We start from the raw sequence: 18,417 nt of genomic DNA, 5'->3' as shown, positions 1-18,417 counted from the left end.
GTCTCAGCGAAGGAGATCAGCATGAAAGCATCGCGTGCGCCAATGCGCGCATCGAAGGTCGCTGTGTGCGCGGCGCTCGGCGCGGTCGTCTCGCTCGCGGTGTATGCGGCGGACCTGTCGTCGGTCTCGGATTTCGGTCCGCCGGAACCGGGCTTCGGCGGCGCGACGCAAGTCGCTCGCGTGTCGCAACACGGCCAGGGTAATCGTCTCGACGCGATTCAGGCCGGACATAACGGCTTGATGGCCAATCAGATCGGCATCGCGAACGCGGCGGCGACGGCGCAGGCCGGCAACGACAACTGGACCGTGCTTCAGCAAAGCGGCGCCGCCAATCTTTACGCCGGATATCAGTCGGGTCAGTACAACCGGTCGATCGCGATGCAGAACGGCAGCGGTAACGAAGCAACGGTCACGCAGGTCGGGAATTCGATGTCGTCGTCGGTGACGCAGCTTGGCAACAACAACGAGATTTCGATCTTGCAGAGCAGGAACGGTTCAGGATTATCGGTTATGCAGACGGGCGGCGCCCGGGCTGCGGTTCTGATGAAGTAGGCAGGCGAGGAGACCAAGCAGTACAGGTAGGTGTGTGAGTGTGCAGGGCCGGGCGTCAGCGGGGGTTGACGTCCGTCAGGTTACGAATCTACGTGCAAAAAACATCAAGTCAACGAGGCATAAAAATGAAAGTGAAGGCAATCATCATCGCTATGGGTCTGGCAGCATTGGCATCGACGTCGGCTTTTGCAGCGTCGGTCGGCGAAGGCGCGATCGTCGAGCAGTACGGCAACGGCAACACTGCTGGCGTGACGCAGACGGCGTCCAGCCATGACCGCGTGAAGGTCCAGCAGAACGGCGACGGTTCGAGCGCGACCGTTACTTCGAGCAACGGCGGCGCCAACGTGACCGACATCCAGCAAAACGCGGCACGCGTTTCGGGCGAATCGAAGCTGAGCGCGACGCTCACGCAGCAGCAGGCGATCGGTGAAAAGACCACCATCAAGCAAACGGGCAGCAACAGCACCGTGAACGTGACGCAGACGGCTTCGTCGTACGACAAGGACACGGTCACGCAATTCGGCAAGAACGACTCGGCGACCATCAATCGCACCGGCTCGAGCTGGAACACGGTCAACATCGATCAAGGCACCGGCAAGACGGCAGGCGTGAGCGACGGCGCAAAAGCGACGGTCACGCAGACGACCACGATCGGCAACCGCGTCGGCATCCTGCAAGGCAACAAGAACGGCATCGCGACCGTGACGCAGACGAATGGCGGCTACAACTCGGCTCGCATCGATCAGATCGGCGATCATAACGACGGCAAGATCGAGCAGGTTTCGGAAATCGGCGACAACGTGTCGATCAGGCAGGCCGACTTCGCCCGCGCGCAAGTGCATTCGGAAAACGGCGGCGGCAACACGACCACCATCGACCAGAGCGGCGCAGGCGCACCGCACTATGCGCAGGTGACGCAAGGCAACGCGACCAACGAAACGACGACGATCCTGCAAACCGGCTCGGCCTACAACACGGCATACGTCGATCAGTATCGCGAAGCCAACGATCACACGTATGTCGTTCAGGCGGGCGATCGCAACACGGCGGCCGTTCATCAGACGGATGGCGGCAGCAACCTGGCAGCCGCGGTTCAGGTCGGTTCGAACAACAACATGGATCTGACGCAACAAGGCGCGTTTGAATCGACGCTGCTGGCCGGTCAGGGCGGCGGCTTCAACGAAGCGAAGGGCAAGCAGTCGGGCTCGCACGAAGACATGACGCTAACGCAAGTCGGCTACTTCAACTCCGCGGATGCTTCGCAAACCGGTGCGTATAACACGGCTTCGATCGTCCAGATCGGCAACGCCAACTACGGCTCCGTGACTCAGAGCGGTATCGGCAATGCGGCTGCGATCACGCAGGGCGGTTCGTTCAACAAGGCTGTCGTCGTTCAGAAGTAAGGAACGCGGCGCAACGAATGGCGGTATGGCGGGCGGCGAGCGGTTCGAAAGTACCGCTCGCCGCTGTTTCATTCACGCGATGTCGCGAATCGGCCGATCGGTGCCATCGGCCGTACACGAGCCCAAAACTCTAGCCCGGCAATTTACGAGGAAGCTGACTGTATTCCGCCTGTTTCGATCTCGGCACCACTGACTTTTTGTCGAGTAATCATGTCGCTCATCCGAGGCGACAATAGATGCGTCGGCACATGTGCGCCACGCAGGCGCTCGCCCGTTTCGCAGTCGAGACGCATCAGCGTCACAGCACAATCGCAAGGGGTCAAACGATGCTCACCTGCTTCGCAGTAAGCCATACCGATGACGACCAGCTCGTTCAATCCGCCGAGCATGAGATTCTTCAGGCGATTGCCGACGAAGCCGAAGTAAGTTTCGAGCCGGGCTTTGCGGGCAAGAGCTACCTGGACGTTCCGACCAATGCGGACGCACGCGAGGCAATGACTGCACGCCTGGAACAGAACGATATGTCCTTCAGCGTGGTTACGCGCATCGCTTATTAGCCGTGGATCATGAAGCGGGATGCGATCGCGGACATGCCGTCGACGCGCTGAACGTTCGTCTTGCGATGTAGCCGAGCACGCGCTCACGTGCGCAACGACCTCAACCCCGCACGCACTTCCCCGGCGAACAGGTCCGGCTGTTCCCACGCCGCGAAGTGTCCGCCCTTGTCGAGCCGGTTGTACCAGATGAGGTTGTGATAAGCGCGCTCCGTCCAGCTTCGCGGCGCCTGATAGTTCTCGCGCGGGAACACGCTCACGGCCGCGGGAACCGATACGTCGGCGGCCGCAAGGAAGTTGAAGTGCGATTCCCAGTAGAAGCGCGCGGACGAGACACCCGTGTTCGTCAGCCAGTAGAGCGTGATGTCGTCGAGAATGTCGTCTCGCGTCATCGCCCCTGATGATTCGCCGTTGACGTCGCGCCCGAACACCGCCGAAGTCAGCGCCGCCGCAGGCTGCACGTAGCCGTCGCCATGATCGAGCAGCCATGCGGCAAGACCTGTCGGCGAATCCGCGATGCCGTAGAGCGTTTGCGGGCGCGTGCCCATTTCCAGCGCGTACGCCCGGCGTTTTCTTGCGGCGCTGGCAAGCTGCTCGTACGCGTGCTTTTCTTCATCGTTGAGGCCCGCAGGTGGCGGATCGCCTGCCTGCAGCGCTTTGGCGATATCGGCGGGAACGGTCGCCGGGAAGTTGACGTGAATGCCGAGCAACTCGGGCGGCGCCTGCTTGCCCATCACGTTGGCGACCACGCCGCCGAGGTCGCCGCCTTGCGCCGCGAACTTGTCGTATCCGAGCCGCTTCATGAGCGTGACCCACGCGCGTGCGGTGCGCTCGGGTCCCCAGCCGGTCGCCGTCGGCTTGCCCGAGAAGCCATAGCCCGGCAGCGACGGGATCACCAGATGAAACGCATCCGACGCACTCGCGCCGTGTGCCGTGGGATTGGTCAGCGGATCGATGATCTTGAATTGCTCGATCACCGATCCGGGCCATCCGTGCGTGACGATGAGCGGCATCGCGTTCTCGTGCTTCGAGCGAACGTGGATGAAGTGGATGTCCAGCCCGTCGATCTCGGTGATGAAATTCGGATAGCCGTTCAGTTTCGCCTCGCACTTGCGCCAGTCGTAGTCCGTGGACCAGTGGCGCGCGAGTTCCTGCATCATCGCGAGCGGCACGCCTTGCGATTCGTCGGAAACGGTCTCGCGCTCGGGCCAGCGCGTTGCCTTGATGCGGCGGCGAAGATCGGTGAGTTGCGCTTCGGGAACATGCACGCGAAGCGGACGAATCGCTTCCTTGTCGTTATTCGCGGTCTTCGCGACTGAGACGATCGATGAGTTCGGTTCAGCAAACGCGAGCTTGTTCAGCGATGCCGCTGCGATACCGGCCGCCGCAACCTCGACGAAGCGGCGGCGCGACGGCGACTTGGGAAGCGTCTTGTTATATGACATGAGAACTCCTGATGAAGGCGAAGCTATTTCGGCGGCCGACTCCGTCACGCGTACTGCGCTTCGAACACGATCGTTCGGCTCGGATCGCGTTGCATACGTAATACGGCGATCCCGCTGCTGGCGCGGCTCACTGCTGCGCGATGGACGTATTGAAGCGCGCCGACGTATCCCGTGCGTGTCGAAATCGAGGCGTTGTGTAATCGCGCGTATCCGCAGCCGCCGCCGATACGTTGCGATACAAGGTGGCGGCAGTCGTCGACTTGGTTGAGCGTGTCAGCTCTCCGGGTCGTACCCGAACTCGCGGAGTTCCTGCGCACAGCGGCAGGCTTTGGCGATGTCAGCGGCCCATTGGACGGCCGCTTCGCGCGATGGAAGTTCCAGCACACAGAAGCCGCCGTCGAACTCTTTCGTCTGCGGATACGTCCCGTTCGTGACGGTGCCGTCGGCGGCGACCATCAGCGGCGTCACGTTCCCATTGATACCACCGCCGAACACATAGACGCCCGCTTCCTTCGCCTCTCTGATGACCGCGCGTGCCGCTTCGCCGACCGCGTCGATGTCTTCATCGGAGACGTTCATCGCCGATGCAGGGAAGGAGATTAGGTACTTCGTCATCGTTTGATCCTCCGGGTGTGAGTCGGCCTCCCGCGTCGAAAGGCCACTGGAACGGCGCGAAAAAAGAATAAAAATCGCATCGAAAGATTACTAGGCTTTCAATCGGGCCGAGCGAACGCGTCTTACCTAAGGTGCCGATAAAAACGCGCGCTGCAAGGTAAGCGGACGATCTTCGCAATGCGGCCCTCAAAAAACCGTTGCGCCCATTCTGACGAAGAACGCGAATCATGGGCGCCGTATCACGGCGCGTCCCTTCGATCGAGGCTGTATTTCTTCGGCATCCCGATCACTGCGAGCTGACCTGATGGCGCGCAGACGACGAGCGTGTTCAACACGCGCTTCCTGAAGACCCCTTACTCAATGGCCTTCCAGGAAATCCCTATCTCTTCAAAGGAGGTTGAAATGGCCGGTGATATCAACATTCGTGAACGTGTCGTGATCTTGCCCGAGACAGGCGCATTCGCCGAGGCGCGGCGTCATCCCGAATCCACATCGAGCCGCCGTGTCGTGCATGTCTACGGTTCGCGCGTGATCGTGATGGAGGAATCGGCGGAACCCGCCGCAAAGGCGCTGGCGTACGAATCGCTGCAGGCATCCGCGATGGTGGTCGACTCGCTGTCGGCGACGGAGCAGTTGGGCTACAACGCGTTCGCCTTGCGCGAATCGAGCGCGTATCGGACCGCGAAGTCATCGCGTCCGCGCGAGGGCGAATCGTGGGATTCCAGCGAGGAAATGCAGTATTCGTGTACGCCGCCCGAAGACTCCAGGGAGCGCGCCGAAAGGGCGATGGCGCAGGCGGGCGCGCCGACGAGCCAGCGTCTGACCGGCTCGGTCGCGGTGGGAATCGTGATCGTGGAAGGACCGAACGACAATCTCAAGTTTTCGCAGGACGAGCGTACGAAGGTCGTCGCCGAAGTGCAGAACGGACTGAGCTGGCTGGCGACGCAAAACCCGGAAGGCTTGACCTTCAAGTACGACATCAAGATCGTCGCGGTGGAGGTGCAGCCCGGCGCGGACACGCTGACTTTCGATGAAAAAGAGACGCTGTGGCGCGATCCCGCGATGACGCAGCTCGGCTACGGCACGGGCATGGGCGCGGTGACGGCGTACATCGAAAAGCTGCGCACCGATCTCGGCACCGACTGGACATATTGCGGCTTCTTCACCAAGTATCCGCTCGGGCATTTTGCTTATGCGTCGATCGGCGGCCCGCGTCTCGTGATGAACTACGACAACGATGGATGGGGCCCCGACAACATCGACCGCGTATTCGCGCACGAAAGCGGGCACATTTTCGGCGCGCCGGACGAATACGCGGCGAGCGGCTGCAACTGCGGCGGATCGTGGGGCGTGTACTTCAAACCGAACGCCAACTGCGCGAATTGCGCGCCAGGGGGCGGCGTCGATTGTCTGATGAAGGGCAACACCTGGAACATGTGCGTGCACACGCCGTTCCATCTCGGCTTTCCGCTCGTTACACAGACCTACACCGGCGTATGGCGGCAGGGCAACGACGCGCACTATCTGTGGGTCAACGCATCGTGGAACAGTTTCGTCGCGAAATGGCAGCAACTCGCGGAGCAGAATCTGCGTCTCGCCGATCTCAAGATCACGCGCGAGAACGGTTCCGAGCGATTCCACGGCGTCTGGCGCGAGGGCACGGGCGGCTATTACCTTTGGGTCAACGCGAATCAGGCGGACTTCATCACCAAATGGCAGGAGCTGGGCGCCCAGGGGTTGAGGCTCGTCGATCTCGAAGTGCAGAACGTCAACGGCACGCTGCTGTATTCGGGCGTCTGGCTGCCCGGCGACGATGGCTACTATCTCTGGATCAACGCCGACTGGAACAGCTTTGTCGCGAAGTGGCAGCAGCTCGCGGATCAGAACCTTCGTCTCATCGATCTCAAGATCGTCGATGTGGGCAACGAGCAGCGCTTCTTCGGCGTGTGGCGGCAGGGCACGGGCGGTCATTATCTCTGGGTCAATGCGGACTGGAACAACTTCGTCGCGAAGTGGCAGGAGCTCGCCCAGCAGAATCTGCGTCTCGTCGATATCGAGATCACGCAGTCCGCGCAAGGTCAGCGCTTCTCGGGCGTCTGGCTGCCCGGCGCGGATGCGTACTACCTGTGGTCCGGCGCCGACTGGCAGCACTTCGTCGCGAAATGGGAAGAGGTATCGGCGCAAGGCATGCGGCTCGTCGATCTCGACGTGGTGCCGGGCTCCGGCGCGCAGAGTCCGACGCCATCATCGGTCGCGGCTTCTTACGGCGGCATGGCGAGCGCATCGGCATCGGCGTTCGATTCTTACGAGGATGGCAAGGGCGGTCCCGGCGCAGCCACGCTGGCAGGGGAAGCGGGCTATGGAATGGGGAGCGTGAACGGCGAGGGCACGGCGGTATCGGCCCCGGATTCGGGCAGGCTCGCGGGCGTCGGCGGCGGTTCGTCGAACGGCGGCGGCCTCGCGTCGACTTCGACCGCGACCCGCACCCCTACCGCCGGCGGCGGCAACGCGTTCGGCGGCGGATACTTCGGCGGCAGTCCGCAACCCGGCGATGCGCCCGCGCCGCAACCGGAACTCACGATGGAAGCACTCGGAGGCGGATCGGTTTCCTGAGCGCGATGGGCTAGGGGTCCACGCGGCCGATGCGTCACCGCTTCGGATCGGGCGGTTGCATCGGCGGCGTGTCCCAGTCGAGCTGATCGCCACGGCGCGTCTTGACCTGGCCGAGCCGCGACATCCATGCATCGACGAAAAGCGCTTCCGTATCGTCGAGCCCGTTCGACTGCTTCACCGACGATTCCGCGTGCGTCAGCACGCTGGCGACGCCGTGCATCGACGCGATGCGTGGAACGGCCGAAGCATCCGCGGTGCTCACGTATACGCGGTTCGAGATGGATTGCGTCGGCGGGGCGGCGCGCATGACGGCATCGCGCTCGGCGGCCGATATGGATAGCTGGAGAATGACGAGGACTTCGACCATGACACGTTGCTCCCGCGCGCGATGCGCGTAGCCAAGTGTAGGGCGGGCCGCATCCGGTCGCAACGCAGCGGCATGGATACTCGCGATGCTGCCCGACGAACTTATGGGCTCGTGATGGCGGATTTTGTCCGCAAAGATGACGCGTAATGCTCTTTCCTGCGCGGTTGGCGGGGCATTATGATGATTGCACGTTCAATCATCGAGGCCAAAAATGACCGCTGACCAACGCCGCTCCGCTCTCGTCATCATCGACGTTCAGGAATCGTTTCGCCACATGCCCGACTGGTCCGACACGGATCTGCCGGCTTTCAAGGAAGCTGTACTGCGCCTCGACCGCGGCGCGCGCGAAGCCGGCGTTCCGGTGGTTCATATCTTCCATGTCGGCAAGGCCGGACCGTTCAAGAAGGAATCGGGCTTTGTGAAGCCGCTGGACTGGTTGCCCGCTTCGCCCGATGTCGTCTTCGAGAAACACACGCACAACGCGTTCACCGATACCGGCCTGGACCTGTGGCTGCGCCGGCGCCAGATCGATCATCTGGTGATCGCGGGCATCCGCACCGAACAGTGCTGCGAGACGACGACGCGAGTCGCCTCGGACATCGGCTATGCCGTCGACTACGTGACCGAGGCTACCCTCACGTTTCCGATGACTCACGCCATCAGCGGCCGCGTCTACTCGACGTCCGAGATCAAGGCGCATACGGAACTCGTGCTGCAGGGACGCTTCGCGCGCATCGCCACAACCGACGACGCGCTCGCTGCGTGGCGCACGGCAAAAGCCGCATGATTCCGCCGATATCCGTATGGTTCGTGCTGACGCCGCCCGTGCTGATGCTCGACTATGCCGGCCCGGCCGAGGCGATGCGAATGGCGGCCGAAGCCGGCGGGCCTTTCGCGCTGCATCACTGCGGCCCGCTCGAGCGCGCGGCGACGTCGCTCGGCACCTTCATCGACGGTATCGAACCGTTGCCCGACAGGCTGCCGCGGAACAGTCTCGTGATGGTCGTCGGCAGCACGGAGTCGCCGGAGCCGGGCACGAACGCGCCGTTCGATACGGTCGCGCAGTGGCTTCGATGCGCCCCGGCCGAAGACACGCGCATCGCCAGCATCTGTTCCGGCGCGCTCCTGCTTGCGCGCGCGGGGCTGCTTGCGGGACGGCGCTGCACCACGCACTTCGGACTCGTCGATGAACTCGCGCGCGCGGAACCGACCGCGCGCGTGCAATACGACTGCCTGTTCGTCGATGACGGCGACGTGCTGACGAGCGCCGGAATCACCGCGGGTATCGACCTGTCGCTGTATCTGATCGAGCACTATGCGGGAGCCGAGCGCGCCGCCGATATCGCACGCCGTCAGGTGGTCTATCAGCGCCGTGCAGGCGACGACGTGCAGCTTTCGCCGTGGCTTGCGCATCGGAATCACATGCATCCGGCGGTGCATCGCGCGCAGGATGCCATTGCGCAAAACCCTGCGCGCGACTGGAGCGTCGCCGAACTCGCGCGTGCCGCGCATGTGAGCCAGCGGCATCTGAGCCGCCTGTTTGCGGAGCACGCGGGCGTCACCGTACTGGAGTATCAGCAGAGTCTGCGGGTGGCGAGCGCGCAGCGCTTGCTCGCGCAGTCGGACTACAACATCGAGCGCGTGGCGGAGGAATCCGGTTTCGCATCCGTCCGGGATTTCCGGCGCGTGTGGCGGCGGTATCACGACGTGTCGCCCGCGCGGTTTCGCAGCGGTTCGGAGCTCGAATCTTCTGTCGACTGAACGCATCGGAACCCGCCGCCGGGCATGTCTCGCCGCTTCCCGTCTGCCGTTTTGCCGCTGTCCACAGTCGGAATCTGGCAAGCATGGAGCCGGGGCTGCACCTCGACTATCGCGTCGTCCACCGCAGGGGCCGCCCCGGCATCGCGTTTCACGATGGTGCCTTGCCGAAATAGCACGTACAACGCAGTGCGTCTGGCGCATGATGCTCTCACAACACCGACCCGCCGAGCGTACGCAAGCGTTCGCAAACGGCGCATTCACGGAGTGAGACGAAGCGATGCAACTCGAACAAGGAGCGGGTCGCCCGCGCACGCTTTACGACAAGATCTGGGACCGTCACCGGGTCATGTCGCGTGACGACGGACAGGATCTGTTGTTCATCGACCGCCATTTCATTCACGACGTCACCGCGCAGTCCTTCGATCTGTTGCGTCAGCGCGGCCTGACGCCACGCTCCCCCGAGCGCATCTTCGGCACGGCGGATCACTACGTTTCCAGCGTCGCAAACGACCTGTCCGCGGTTGCCGACCCGGAGCGGCGCGGCATGATTCAGGCGCTTCAGCGCGACGCCGCCGCGTCTCGGATCACGCTGTTCGACATGGACGATTCCCGTCGCGGCATCGTGCACGTGGTCGGGCCCGAGCAAGGGTTGAGCTTGCCCGGCATGACCGTCGTCTGCGCCGACAGCCACACATCGACACATGGGGCGATGGGCGCGCTTGCTTTCGGAATCGGCGCGACCGAGGTGGCTCACGTGCTCGCCACGCAATGCCTGTGGCAACGCAAGTCGGGCAACATGCGCGTCACACTCGATGGCAGCCCGGGCACGGGCGTCACCGCCAAGGACCTGATTCTCGCCGTGATCGCCCGGATCGGCGTGGCCGGCGCCGTGGGCCACGTCATCGAGTACGCGGGCTCCGCGATCTCCGGCCTGTCGATGGAAGGCCGGCTGACGCTCTGCAACATGACCATCGAAGCTGGCGGGCGAGCAGGCATGATCGCACCGGACGGAACCACGTTCGCGTACATCGCGGGGCGTCCCTACGCACCCGATGGCGATGCGTGGGACCGCGCGATGTCGCAATGGCGCGACTTGTTCACCGATCCCGGCGCGCCCTTCGATCGGGAAATACACATCGACGTCTCCGACATCGCCCCGATGGTCACGTGGGGCACGACGCCCGAATACGCCTGCGGCATCGACGGACGCGTTCCCGATCCCGCGCGACAAGCCGACCCGGATCGACGCGCGGCGATGTCGAAAGCGCTGAACTACATGGGGTTGCCTCCGAACGCGGCGCTGGAAGGCGTGGCGATCGACAGGGTGTTCATCGGATCGTGCACGAACGGGCGCATCGAGGATTTGCGCAGCGCGGCGGAGGTGGCGCGCGGCCGCCGCATCGCATCTGGCGTCGAGGCGTGGGTCGTGCCGGGCTCGCACGAGGTACGGGCGCAGGCCGAGGCGGAAGGACTGGACCGCGTGTTCAAGGAAGCCGGTTTTCAGTGGCGTTATCCCGGCTGCTCGATGTGCCTTGCAACCAACGGCGATATCGCCGCGCCCGGGCAGCGTTGCGCTTCCACTTCGAATCGCAATTTCGTGGGCCGTCAGGGACCTGGGGTGCGCACGCATCTGATGAGTCCGGCCATGGCTGCTGCCGCTGCCGTGACAGGGCGTCTGACCGATGTGCGCCGTCTCCTGGGAGCATGAAATGGAAAGCCTGATTCACCTCGATGCGGTCGCCGTCCCGATCGCCGGCATCGATTGCGACACGGACCAGATCCTTCCCGCGCGCTTCCTGCAAAAACCCCGCTCCGACGATTTCGGCCAGTTCCTCTTTCGTGCGCTGCGCTTCGGTCCGGATGGCGCCGAGAAGCCTGAGTTCGTGCTCAACCAGGCGTCGTTTCGCGAGGCGCGCATCGTGGTGGCGAACCACAACTTCGGTTGCGGCTCTTCGCGGGAGCACGCGGTCTGGGCGCTGTATGACTACGGAATCCGGGCGGTGATCGCCCCGAGCTTCGGCGATATCTTCTTCATCAACTGCCTGAAGAACGGGCTGCTTCCGATCGTGCTGCCGGAGAGCGTCGTGCTTCCGCTCCTGGAAAGCCTCGGCAGCAGGGCAGTCAGCCGGATCTCCATTGACGTGCCCGCGCAGACCGTGACGTTACCCGATGGCGCTTCGCATCCTTTCGATATGGAGCCCTTCGCGAAGGAATGCCTGCTGCGCGGCATGGACGAGATCGATTACACGCTTTCGCATCGAGACCGCATCGATGCATTCGAGCGCAATCGTGCCGATGCATGGTGAGGCGCGCGCTTTCCAAAACGACCTGGAGGAGTTCAGATGAAGATTGCAGTCATGCCCGGTGATGGCATCGGTCCGGAAGTAGTGGCGCAGGCGCTCAAGGTGCTGCAAGTCGTGGCGCCCCATGCAGAGACCCAGGAGGCGCATATCGGCGAGGCCGGCATCCGGGCGCACGGCGTACCCCTTCCGCAGCCCACGCTCGACGTGGCGCGCAAGGCCGACGCCATCCTGTTCGGTGCGGTAGGCGTCGCGGACGAAGCAGGGATACCCCGCGAGCGTCGTCCCGGAACGGGTCTCCTGCAGTTGCGCGAAGCACTCACGCTGTACGCGAACTTCCGTCCGGCGTATATGTTCCCGGAACTCATCGGCGCTTCCACCTTGCGGCCGGAAGTCGTCGATGGACTCGACATCGTGATCGTTCGCGAGCTGAACGGCGATGCCTATTTCGGTCAGCCGCGCGGCTTCGAGACCAACGAGGCAGGCGAGCGCGTCGGCTTCAACACGATGCGCTATTCGGAATCGGAAGTCGAACGCGTCGCGCACGCGGCTTTCCGCGCCGCTCGTCGACGTCACCACAAGCTGTGCTCGGTGGACAAGGCCAACGTGCTGGAGGCGAGTCAATTGTGGCGCGAAACTGTCACGCGCGTCGGGCGGGACTATCCGGACGTCGAACTGAGCCATCTCTTCGTCGACGCCGCCGCCATGATGCTGATGCGCCGGCCCAAGCAGTTCGATGTCATCGTCACGGGCAACTTGTTCGGCGATATTCTGTCGGACGCCGCGGCCATGCTGACCGGATCGATCGGCATGCTGCCGTCGGCTTCGCTGGGCTACGACCGCAAAGGGCTGTACGAGCCCGTGCATGGGTCGGCGCCGGACATTGCAGGCAAGGACATCGCCAATCCGCTTGCTGCCATCCTGTCGCTCGCGATGATGCTGCGCGAGAGCTTCGAGATGGAAGACGCCGCCGAGCGCGTCGAACAGGCCGTGCGGGCCGTGCTGTCCGCCGGCTACAGAACCGCCGATATCCATCAGGAAGGTACGCAAAGCGTCGGCACCCGTGACATGGGCGATGCAGTGGTCGAAGCCTTGCAGAAAGAAGTCGTTTAGGGCGGATCGCGGCCTGGACCGGCTGGCAGCGCGGCGTCACGATCACGCAAGGCCAGCCTTGCAGGGCAGTTTTCGCACCCACATCCCTTGAAAGGGAGGAGACAACCATGAAGCTGAAACTCGCAGTTGCACTGTGCGCAGCCGTGGGACTCGTTTGCGCATCGGCCACGGCAGTGGCGAAGGACACGCCTGAGAAGCCCGAGCTGCACATCGCGGCGGCGTCGACGGGCATCACATACCTGCCGATGCTCGTCGCCAAGCAGCGCGGCTATTTCAAGGACGAGGGGCTCGACGTAACCATCGCCGCATTCTCGGGCGGCTCGAAGACGCTGGAGGCCTTGTTGGGCGGCAGCTCCGATATGGTGGCGGGCGCGTACTCGAACACGATCACCATGGCGACGAAGGGTCAGCACCTCGTCGTGGTGGCCGCACAAGTGATTTGCCCGGGATGGATCTTCGGCGTATCGCAGAAACACGAGACCGACGTCAAGTCGCCCAAGGATTTGAAGGGCATGCGAATCGGCGTGAGCGCGCCAGGCTCCAGCACGCACATGGCGGTCAACTACATCCTGCACAAGGCGGGGCTGCAGCCTTCGGACGTATCGATCATCGGGGTGGGGCAGGCGGCCGGCGCCGTTGCGGCGGTGCGTGCGGGGCAAATCGATGCGCTTATCGTCAACGATCCCAGTGCCACGATCCTGACGAAAGACGGCAGCCTGAGACCGCTCGAGAACATGCGTACGGCGGACGGCAACGTGAAGGTGTTCGGGGCGGACTATCCCGAGTCGAGCGTATTCGCGACGCAGGACTTCATCGACAAGAATCCGAAGACGGTTCAGGCAGTCGCCAATGCGATCGTGCGCGCGGAAAAGTGGATCGCCACGGCGACGCCGCAACAGGTCGCCGACAACGTGCCGCCGCAGTTTCTGGGCGATAACAAGGCGCTCTACGCCGAGGCCTTCACGAACAGCCGACGCTGCATCGCGCAGAACGGGGAAATCACGGCCAAGGGCGCCCAAACGGTGCATGAAGTGCTTGCGGCCTTCGACCCGGCGGTGGCCTCGGCCAAGATCGACCTCGCCACGACCTACGACAATCGATTTGTCAGAAAGGCGGCAGAGGTCCAGCCATGAGCACCGCCGCGTATAGCGTCCCGCTCGACAGCGGACAGGCGGAAGCGCGCGAAGCGTTACGCTTCGACAACGTGACCTGCACTTTTGCCGGCAACGGCAAGAGAGCGCAGACCTACACCGCGGTTTCCGGCGGAAGCCTGACGATACGAGACGGCGAGTTCGTCTCGATCGTCGGTCCTACGGGTTGCGGCAAGTCGACACTGTTGAACGTCGCCGCCGGGCTTACCCGGCCTTCGTCGGGCAGCCTGAGCGTGTTCGGCAAGAAACTGACTCACGGTCTCAACACGCAGGCCGCCTACCTGTTCCAGGTCGATGCGCTCATGCCGTGGAAGACCGCCGAAGAGAACATTGCCATCGGCCTGATCTTTCGCGGGATGCCGCGCGAGGAAGCCTTGAGCGCCGCCCGCGGCTGGCTCGAGCGAGTAGGGCTGCAAGGTCATGGGAAGAAATATCCGCATCAGATGTCGGGCGGCATGCGCAAGCGGGCCGGTCTCGCGCAAGCCCTGGCGCTCAATCCCCGCATCATTCTGATGGACGAACCGTTCAGCGCGCTCGATATCCAGACCCGTCATCTGATGGAAAACGAGCTGTTACGGCTGTGGTCGAACGACCGCAAGTCCGTGATGTTCGTGACTCACGATCTCGAAGAGGCGATCTCGCTTTCCGACCGGGTCATCGTGCTATCGGCGGGACCGGGTACACGACCTATCGCTGAGTTCGAGATCGATCTCGAGCGGCCGCGCGAGATGTCGGAGATCCGGATGACACAGCGTTTCCTTCAACTGCACACCCAGATATGGGACGTGCTTAGAGGCGAGGTTCTGAAAAGCTATGCGCGCAATCGAGTTTAGTCCAGGCAATCGCTTCACCGTTCTGGCGACGCGGCTCGCAATCCTGCTCGGCGTCCTGTTCATCTGGTGGCTCGGCACGTATCAGAAATGGCTGTCGCCGTTCTTCTTCGGCGATCCGGTAGGCGTGGCGCGTCGCATCGTCGAGTGGTTCGTCACGGGCTCGGTGTTTCGCCATCTGTACACGACGCTGCTCGAAACGATGCTTGCGTTCGCAATCGGCACGGTTCTGGGTTTGGGATGCGGTCTCTGGCTTGCCCTTAGCCCGTTTCTGGCGGTCGTGTTCGATCCGTTCATCAAAGCGATGAACTCCATGCCGCGCCTGATTTTCGCGCCGATTTTCGCGCTTTGGTTCGGGCTGGGCATCTGGTCGAAAGTCGCCTTGGGCGTGACGCTCGTCTTCTTCGTGGTCTTTTTCAACGTGTTCCAGGGTGTGCGCGAAGTGAGCCCGACCGTGCTCTCCAATACGCGGATGCTCGGGGCGAACTCGCGTCAACTAATGAGGCATGTGTATCTGCCATCGGCGACGAGCTGGGTGTTTTCGAGCCTGCACAACGCGATCGGCATCGCGTTCGTCGGCAGCGTGGTGGGCGAGTATCTGGGCTCGGAGAAAGGCGTTGGCTATCTGATTCTGCTGGCCGAAGGCGTGTTCGATATCAACTCGGTCATCGCGGGGATTCTGGTGCTGACCGTGTTCGCGCTAGTGCTCGATACGGCCGTATCGATGATCGAAGACTATCTGCTGCGCTGGCGCCCCGTGGCCGGACAGACCGTTGCCGCCAGCGCGTGAATGCGCGATCCAACCTGAAGGGACTAAATTGCAGACGAACACAATCAATCTGGCGGACCGCGTCGCTGTCGTGACGGGCGGCGCCCAAGGCATCGGTCTCGAAGTCGGCCGCCGGCTGCTCGAGTCCGGTGCGCGACTCGTGGTCTGGGACGTGAATCCTGCTGGCATCGAGCAGGCCCGTACTCAACTGCGCCGGCACGACGTTCGCTTCGAGCGCGTCGACATTGCCGATTACGCGAGCGTGCAAGCGGCTGTCGCGGCGACGCTGGAATCGATGGGACGTATCGATATCCTCGTCAACAACGCGGCGATCGTCGGCCCGAATGCGCCTCTGATCGACTATCCGATCGATATCTGGAAGCAGGTCATGGAGATCGACGTGAACGGCACGTTCCATTGCTGCCGTGCGGTGGTCCCGGAAATGGTCCGTCAGAACTACGGCCGTATCGTCAATCTCGCTTCGGTCGCCGGCAAGGAAGGCAATCCGAATGCGGCGGCCTACAGCTCGGCGAAGGCCGCGGTCATCGCAATGACGAAGTCGCTGGGAAAGGAGCTGGCACGTCACGACATCGCGGTCAATTGCGTGACACCGGCCGTTGCGCGCACGCCCGGCGCGATGGAGCAGGCGCCCGAGCATATCGAGTACATGCTGGGCAAGATTCCGCGGGGCCGTTTCCTCGAACTGAATGAAGCCGCCGCCATGATCGCGTGGCTCGTCAGCGAAGAAAATTCCTTCACCACCGGAGCGGTTTTCGATCTGTCCGGCGGGCGCGCCACCTACTGAAGCGAGCATACATATGAAGCTGTTGCGCTACGGTTCACCGGGCGAAGAGAAGCCGGGCCTTCTCGATGCCGATGGATATATCCGTGACCTGTCGAACCATGTTGCCGATATCGCCGGCGACGCTCTGCTGCCGGATAGCCTCGCACGCCTGAAAGCGCTGGACATTGCGTCGTTGCCGCGCGTGGAAGGCAATCCGCGTCTGGGCCCCTGCGTGGGCGGCACGCGCAAGTTCATCTGCATCGGCCTGAATTATTCCGACCACGCAGCGGAAACCGGCGCCACGGTGCCGCCGGAGCCGATCATCTTCATGAAGGCCACGAGTGCGATCGTCGGTCCGAACGACTCGATCGAGATTCCGCGCGACTCGCTCAAGACCGATTGGGAAGTCGAGTTGGGCGTGGTCATCGGCAAGACGGCCAAGTACGTCGGCGAGGCCGATGCGATGAACCATGTCGCGGGCTATTGCGTCATCAACGATGTGTCCGAGCGCGCGTTTCAGGCGGAGCGTCAGGGCCAATGGACCAAGGGCAAGTCGGCGGATACGTTCGGTCCGACCGGGCCCTGGCTCGTCACCGCGGACGAAATTCCCGACCCGCAGACGCTGCCGATGTGGCTGGAAGTCAACGGACATCGCTATCAGAACGGCAGTACGGTCACCATGGTGTATGGCGTGCGATATCTGGTTTCATACCTGTCGCAGTTCATGTCATTGCAGCCGGGCGACATTATTTCCACGGGCACGCCGCCCGGAGTCGGCCTGGGGCAGAAGCCTCCGGTCTATCTAAAGGCGGGCGATATCGTGACGCTGGGCATCGAGGGCCTCGGGCAGCAGCGCCAGAACGTCGTGCAGGGTTGAACGCTTCGTGGCACGGTCGCGCGAGAAATATTCGACGGAGACAAACTATCGTGACAGCGCTTTGGCGTCAGGTTTCCATTGCATTGGCAATCTTCGCTGCCGTCTCGACTGCATCGGCCGCGAGCGGCGCGCCTGTGCCGGAGAAGCCGAAGCTGCATCTGGCGGCGGCGGGCGTCGGCTTTCCTTACCTGCCGTTCGTCATTGCGGACAGCCGGGGCTACTTCAAACAGGCCGGGCTGGATGTCGAGATCGGCGTGTTCAGCGGAGGCGCCAAGGCTCTGCAGGCGATGATGGGCGGAAGTGCCGACATCGTGGCAGGCGCCTACTCCAATACGATAACCATGGCCGCCAAGGGGCAGAAGCTGGTCTCGTTCGTGACGCTGGCCTCGTGCCCCGGATGGGTGTTCGGTGCGACGCGCGCGAGCCACGACAAGGTCAAGACTTATGCGGACCTGAAAGGCATGCGTATCGGCGTGAGTTCGCCCGGATCGAGCTTTCATATGGGCGTGAACTATCTGCTGAGCAAGTCCGGCTTGAAGCCCGGCGACGTGTCGATCATCGGCGTGGGTTCATCTGCCGGAGCGATCGCTGCGGCGCGCAGCGGTCAGATCGACGCGTTGATGAGCAACGACCCGGTCGCCACCGTTCTGCAGGGCAGCGGCGATCTGTTTCCGTTGGCCGTGATGCGAGACCCGGCCGGCACGCGCGCGACACTGGGCGGCGACTATCCGGAAGCGGCCATGTACACGACGAGAGATTTTCTCGTCAAGTATCCGAATACCGTGCAAGCGGTGACGAATGCGATCGTCGAGGCCGAGCGCTGGATGGCGCATGCAACGCCCGAACAGGTCGCCGCCGCCGTGCCGCAGCAATATGCGCTGGCCGAAAAGGATGTCTTCGCTCGTGCGTACGCCAACATGCGAAGCTGCATTTCGCGCGACGGCCTGATGACGGACGCCGCCGCGCATACCGTACACGATGTCCTGACCGCATTCGATCCCGAAATCGGCAAAGCATCGATCGACCTGAAGGCCACATACGACAACCGTTTCGTCGAGAATGCGGACAAGCGTTGAACCGAGGAGACCAGACATGGAGAGCGACATCCGCATCCTGGCGGACGGCCTGATGTTCCCCGAGGGACCGGTGGCGATGGCCGACGGCTCGGTCGTGCTGGTCGAAATCGAGCGCGAGACGATCAGCCGCGTATCCGTCGACGGCAGCGTGAGCGTAGACGCGGAAACAGTCGGATGGCCGAACTCTCTCGCAGTGGGTCCGGACGG

At 63.1% G+C, this 18,417-nt stretch carries 18 protein-coding genes and 1 pseudogene; 16 read left to right on the top strand and 3 right to left on the bottom strand.

From position 1 onward, the window contains the following. The first annotated feature begins 21 nt into the window (after nucleotides 1-21). From QCE49_RS17350 to QCE49_RS17340, 3 genes are all read left to right on the top strand, one after another. On the top strand, nucleotides 22-552 hold the full coding sequence (locus tag QCE49_RS17350) for a hypothetical protein (protein ID WP_250457012.1): 531 nt from the start codon (nucleotides 22-24) through the stop codon (nucleotides 550-552). A gap of 125 nt (nucleotides 553-677) precedes the next feature. Then, the gene (locus tag QCE49_RS17345) at nucleotides 678-1,955 is read left to right on the top strand and encodes a hypothetical protein (RefSeq protein ID WP_250457011.1); all 1,278 of its coding nucleotides are present in this window, start codon (nucleotides 678-680) and stop codon (nucleotides 1,953-1,955) included. Nucleotides 1,956-2,281: 326 nt separating this feature from the next. Next, nucleotides 2,282-2,512 carry a hypothetical protein gene (locus tag QCE49_RS17340; RefSeq protein ID WP_144403629.1) on the top strand — a complete coding sequence of 77 codons (231 nt, stop codon included), beginning with the start codon at nucleotides 2,282-2,284 and terminating at the stop codon, nucleotides 2,510-2,512. An 83-nt stretch (nucleotides 2,513-2,595) separates the two neighbouring features. Here the strand turns inward: QCE49_RS17340 and QCE49_RS17335 are convergent, their stop codons facing one another. Next, complete coding sequence (locus QCE49_RS17335) at nucleotides 2,596-3,954, bottom strand: epoxide hydrolase family protein (RefSeq protein WP_250441428.1); 1,359 nt, start codon at nucleotides 3,952-3,954, stop codon at nucleotides 2,596-2,598. A 273-nt stretch (nucleotides 3,955-4,227) separates the two neighbouring features. Further along, nucleotides 4,228-4,569 (bottom strand): YciI family protein, encoded by a 342-nt coding sequence (locus tag QCE49_RS17330; protein ID WP_250457010.1) that lies wholly within the window; start codon nucleotides 4,567-4,569, stop codon nucleotides 4,228-4,230. Nucleotides 4,570-4,971: 402 nt separating this feature from the next. Between QCE49_RS17330 and QCE49_RS17325 the strand changes: the two genes are divergently transcribed. Beyond that, on the top strand, nucleotides 4,972-7,182 hold the full coding sequence (locus QCE49_RS17325) for a hypothetical protein (protein WP_241814120.1): 2,211 nt from the start codon (nucleotides 4,972-4,974) through the stop codon (nucleotides 7,180-7,182). Between the two features lie 34 nt (nucleotides 7,183-7,216). Here QCE49_RS17325 and QCE49_RS17320 read toward each other — a convergent pair whose 3' ends face one another. Then, nucleotides 7,217-7,549, bottom strand: coding sequence for a hypothetical protein (locus QCE49_RS17320; protein ID WP_008346602.1), 333 nt, complete (start codon nucleotides 7,547-7,549; stop codon nucleotides 7,217-7,219). Between the two features lie 211 nt (nucleotides 7,550-7,760). On the opposite strand from QCE49_RS17320, the gene QCE49_RS17315 reads away from it, so the two are divergent. From QCE49_RS17315 to QCE49_RS17260, 12 genes and pseudogenes are all read left to right on the top strand, one after another. After that, nucleotides 7,761-8,336, top strand: coding sequence for an isochorismatase family protein (locus QCE49_RS17315; RefSeq protein ID WP_034470174.1), 576 nt, complete (start codon nucleotides 7,761-7,763; stop codon nucleotides 8,334-8,336). Then, complete coding sequence (locus QCE49_RS17310) at nucleotides 8,333-9,310, top strand: GlxA family transcriptional regulator (protein ID WP_008346605.1); 978 nt, start codon at nucleotides 8,333-8,335, stop codon at nucleotides 9,308-9,310. Before QCE49_RS17315 ends, QCE49_RS17310 begins: the two co-directional genes overlap by 4 nt. 277 nt (nucleotides 9,311-9,587) lie before the next feature. Further along, nucleotides 9,588-11,018, top strand: a complete 1,431-nt coding sequence (gene leuC / locus QCE49_RS17305) for a 3-isopropylmalate dehydratase large subunit (protein WP_250457009.1) — start codon at nucleotides 9,588-9,590, stop codon at nucleotides 11,016-11,018. 1 nt (nucleotide 11,019) lies between these two features. After that, entirely contained in the window at nucleotides 11,020-11,616 is a 597-nt protein-coding gene (gene leuD / locus QCE49_RS17300; RefSeq protein ID WP_175980147.1) for a 3-isopropylmalate dehydratase small subunit, read from the top strand. Between the two features lie 36 nt (nucleotides 11,617-11,652). Further along, on the top strand, nucleotides 11,653-12,723 hold the full coding sequence (gene leuB / locus QCE49_RS17295) for a 3-isopropylmalate dehydrogenase (protein WP_008346610.1): 1,071 nt from the start codon (nucleotides 11,653-11,655) through the stop codon (nucleotides 12,721-12,723). Nucleotides 12,724-12,830: 107 nt separating this feature from the next. After that, nucleotides 12,831-13,856, top strand: a complete 1,026-nt coding sequence (locus QCE49_RS17290; protein ID WP_008346612.1) for an ABC transporter substrate-binding protein — start codon at nucleotides 12,831-12,833, stop codon at nucleotides 13,854-13,856. Then, the gene (locus tag QCE49_RS17285; protein WP_250457008.1) at nucleotides 13,853-14,707 is read left to right on the top strand and encodes an ABC transporter ATP-binding protein; all 855 of its coding nucleotides are present in this window, start codon (nucleotides 13,853-13,855) and stop codon (nucleotides 14,705-14,707) included. The genes QCE49_RS17290 and QCE49_RS17285 overlap by 4 nt, the downstream gene beginning before the upstream one ends. Next, the gene (locus QCE49_RS17280; protein ID WP_008346615.1) at nucleotides 14,688-15,494 is read left to right on the top strand and encodes an ABC transporter permease; all 807 of its coding nucleotides are present in this window, start codon (nucleotides 14,688-14,690) and stop codon (nucleotides 15,492-15,494) included. The genes QCE49_RS17285 and QCE49_RS17280 overlap by 20 nt, the downstream gene beginning before the upstream one ends. A 28-nt stretch (nucleotides 15,495-15,522) precedes the next feature. Beyond that, nucleotides 15,523-16,278, top strand: a complete 756-nt coding sequence (locus QCE49_RS17275; protein ID WP_250457007.1) for an SDR family NAD(P)-dependent oxidoreductase — start codon at nucleotides 15,523-15,525, stop codon at nucleotides 16,276-16,278. A 13-nt stretch (nucleotides 16,279-16,291) separates the two neighbouring features. After that, on the top strand, nucleotides 16,292-17,134 hold the full coding sequence (locus QCE49_RS17270) for a fumarylacetoacetate hydrolase family protein (RefSeq protein ID WP_250457006.1): 843 nt from the start codon (nucleotides 16,292-16,294) through the stop codon (nucleotides 17,132-17,134). Between the two features lie 50 nt (nucleotides 17,135-17,184). Next, on the top strand, nucleotides 17,185-18,210 hold the full coding sequence (locus QCE49_RS17265; protein ID WP_175980144.1) for an ABC transporter substrate-binding protein: 1,026 nt from the start codon (nucleotides 17,185-17,187) through the stop codon (nucleotides 18,208-18,210). A 16-nt stretch (nucleotides 18,211-18,226) separates the two neighbouring features. After that, nucleotides 18,227-18,417: pseudogene (locus QCE49_RS17260) on the top strand (SMP-30/gluconolactonase/LRE family protein); the annotation flags it as partial.

This window comes from Caballeronia sp. LZ008 (assembly GCF_031451435.1).
In the GTDB taxonomy this organism is placed as follows: domain Bacteria; phylum Pseudomonadota; class Gammaproteobacteria; order Burkholderiales; family Burkholderiaceae; genus Caballeronia; species Caballeronia zhejiangensis.
This window is presented reverse-complemented; position numbering and strand designations above follow the sequence as displayed.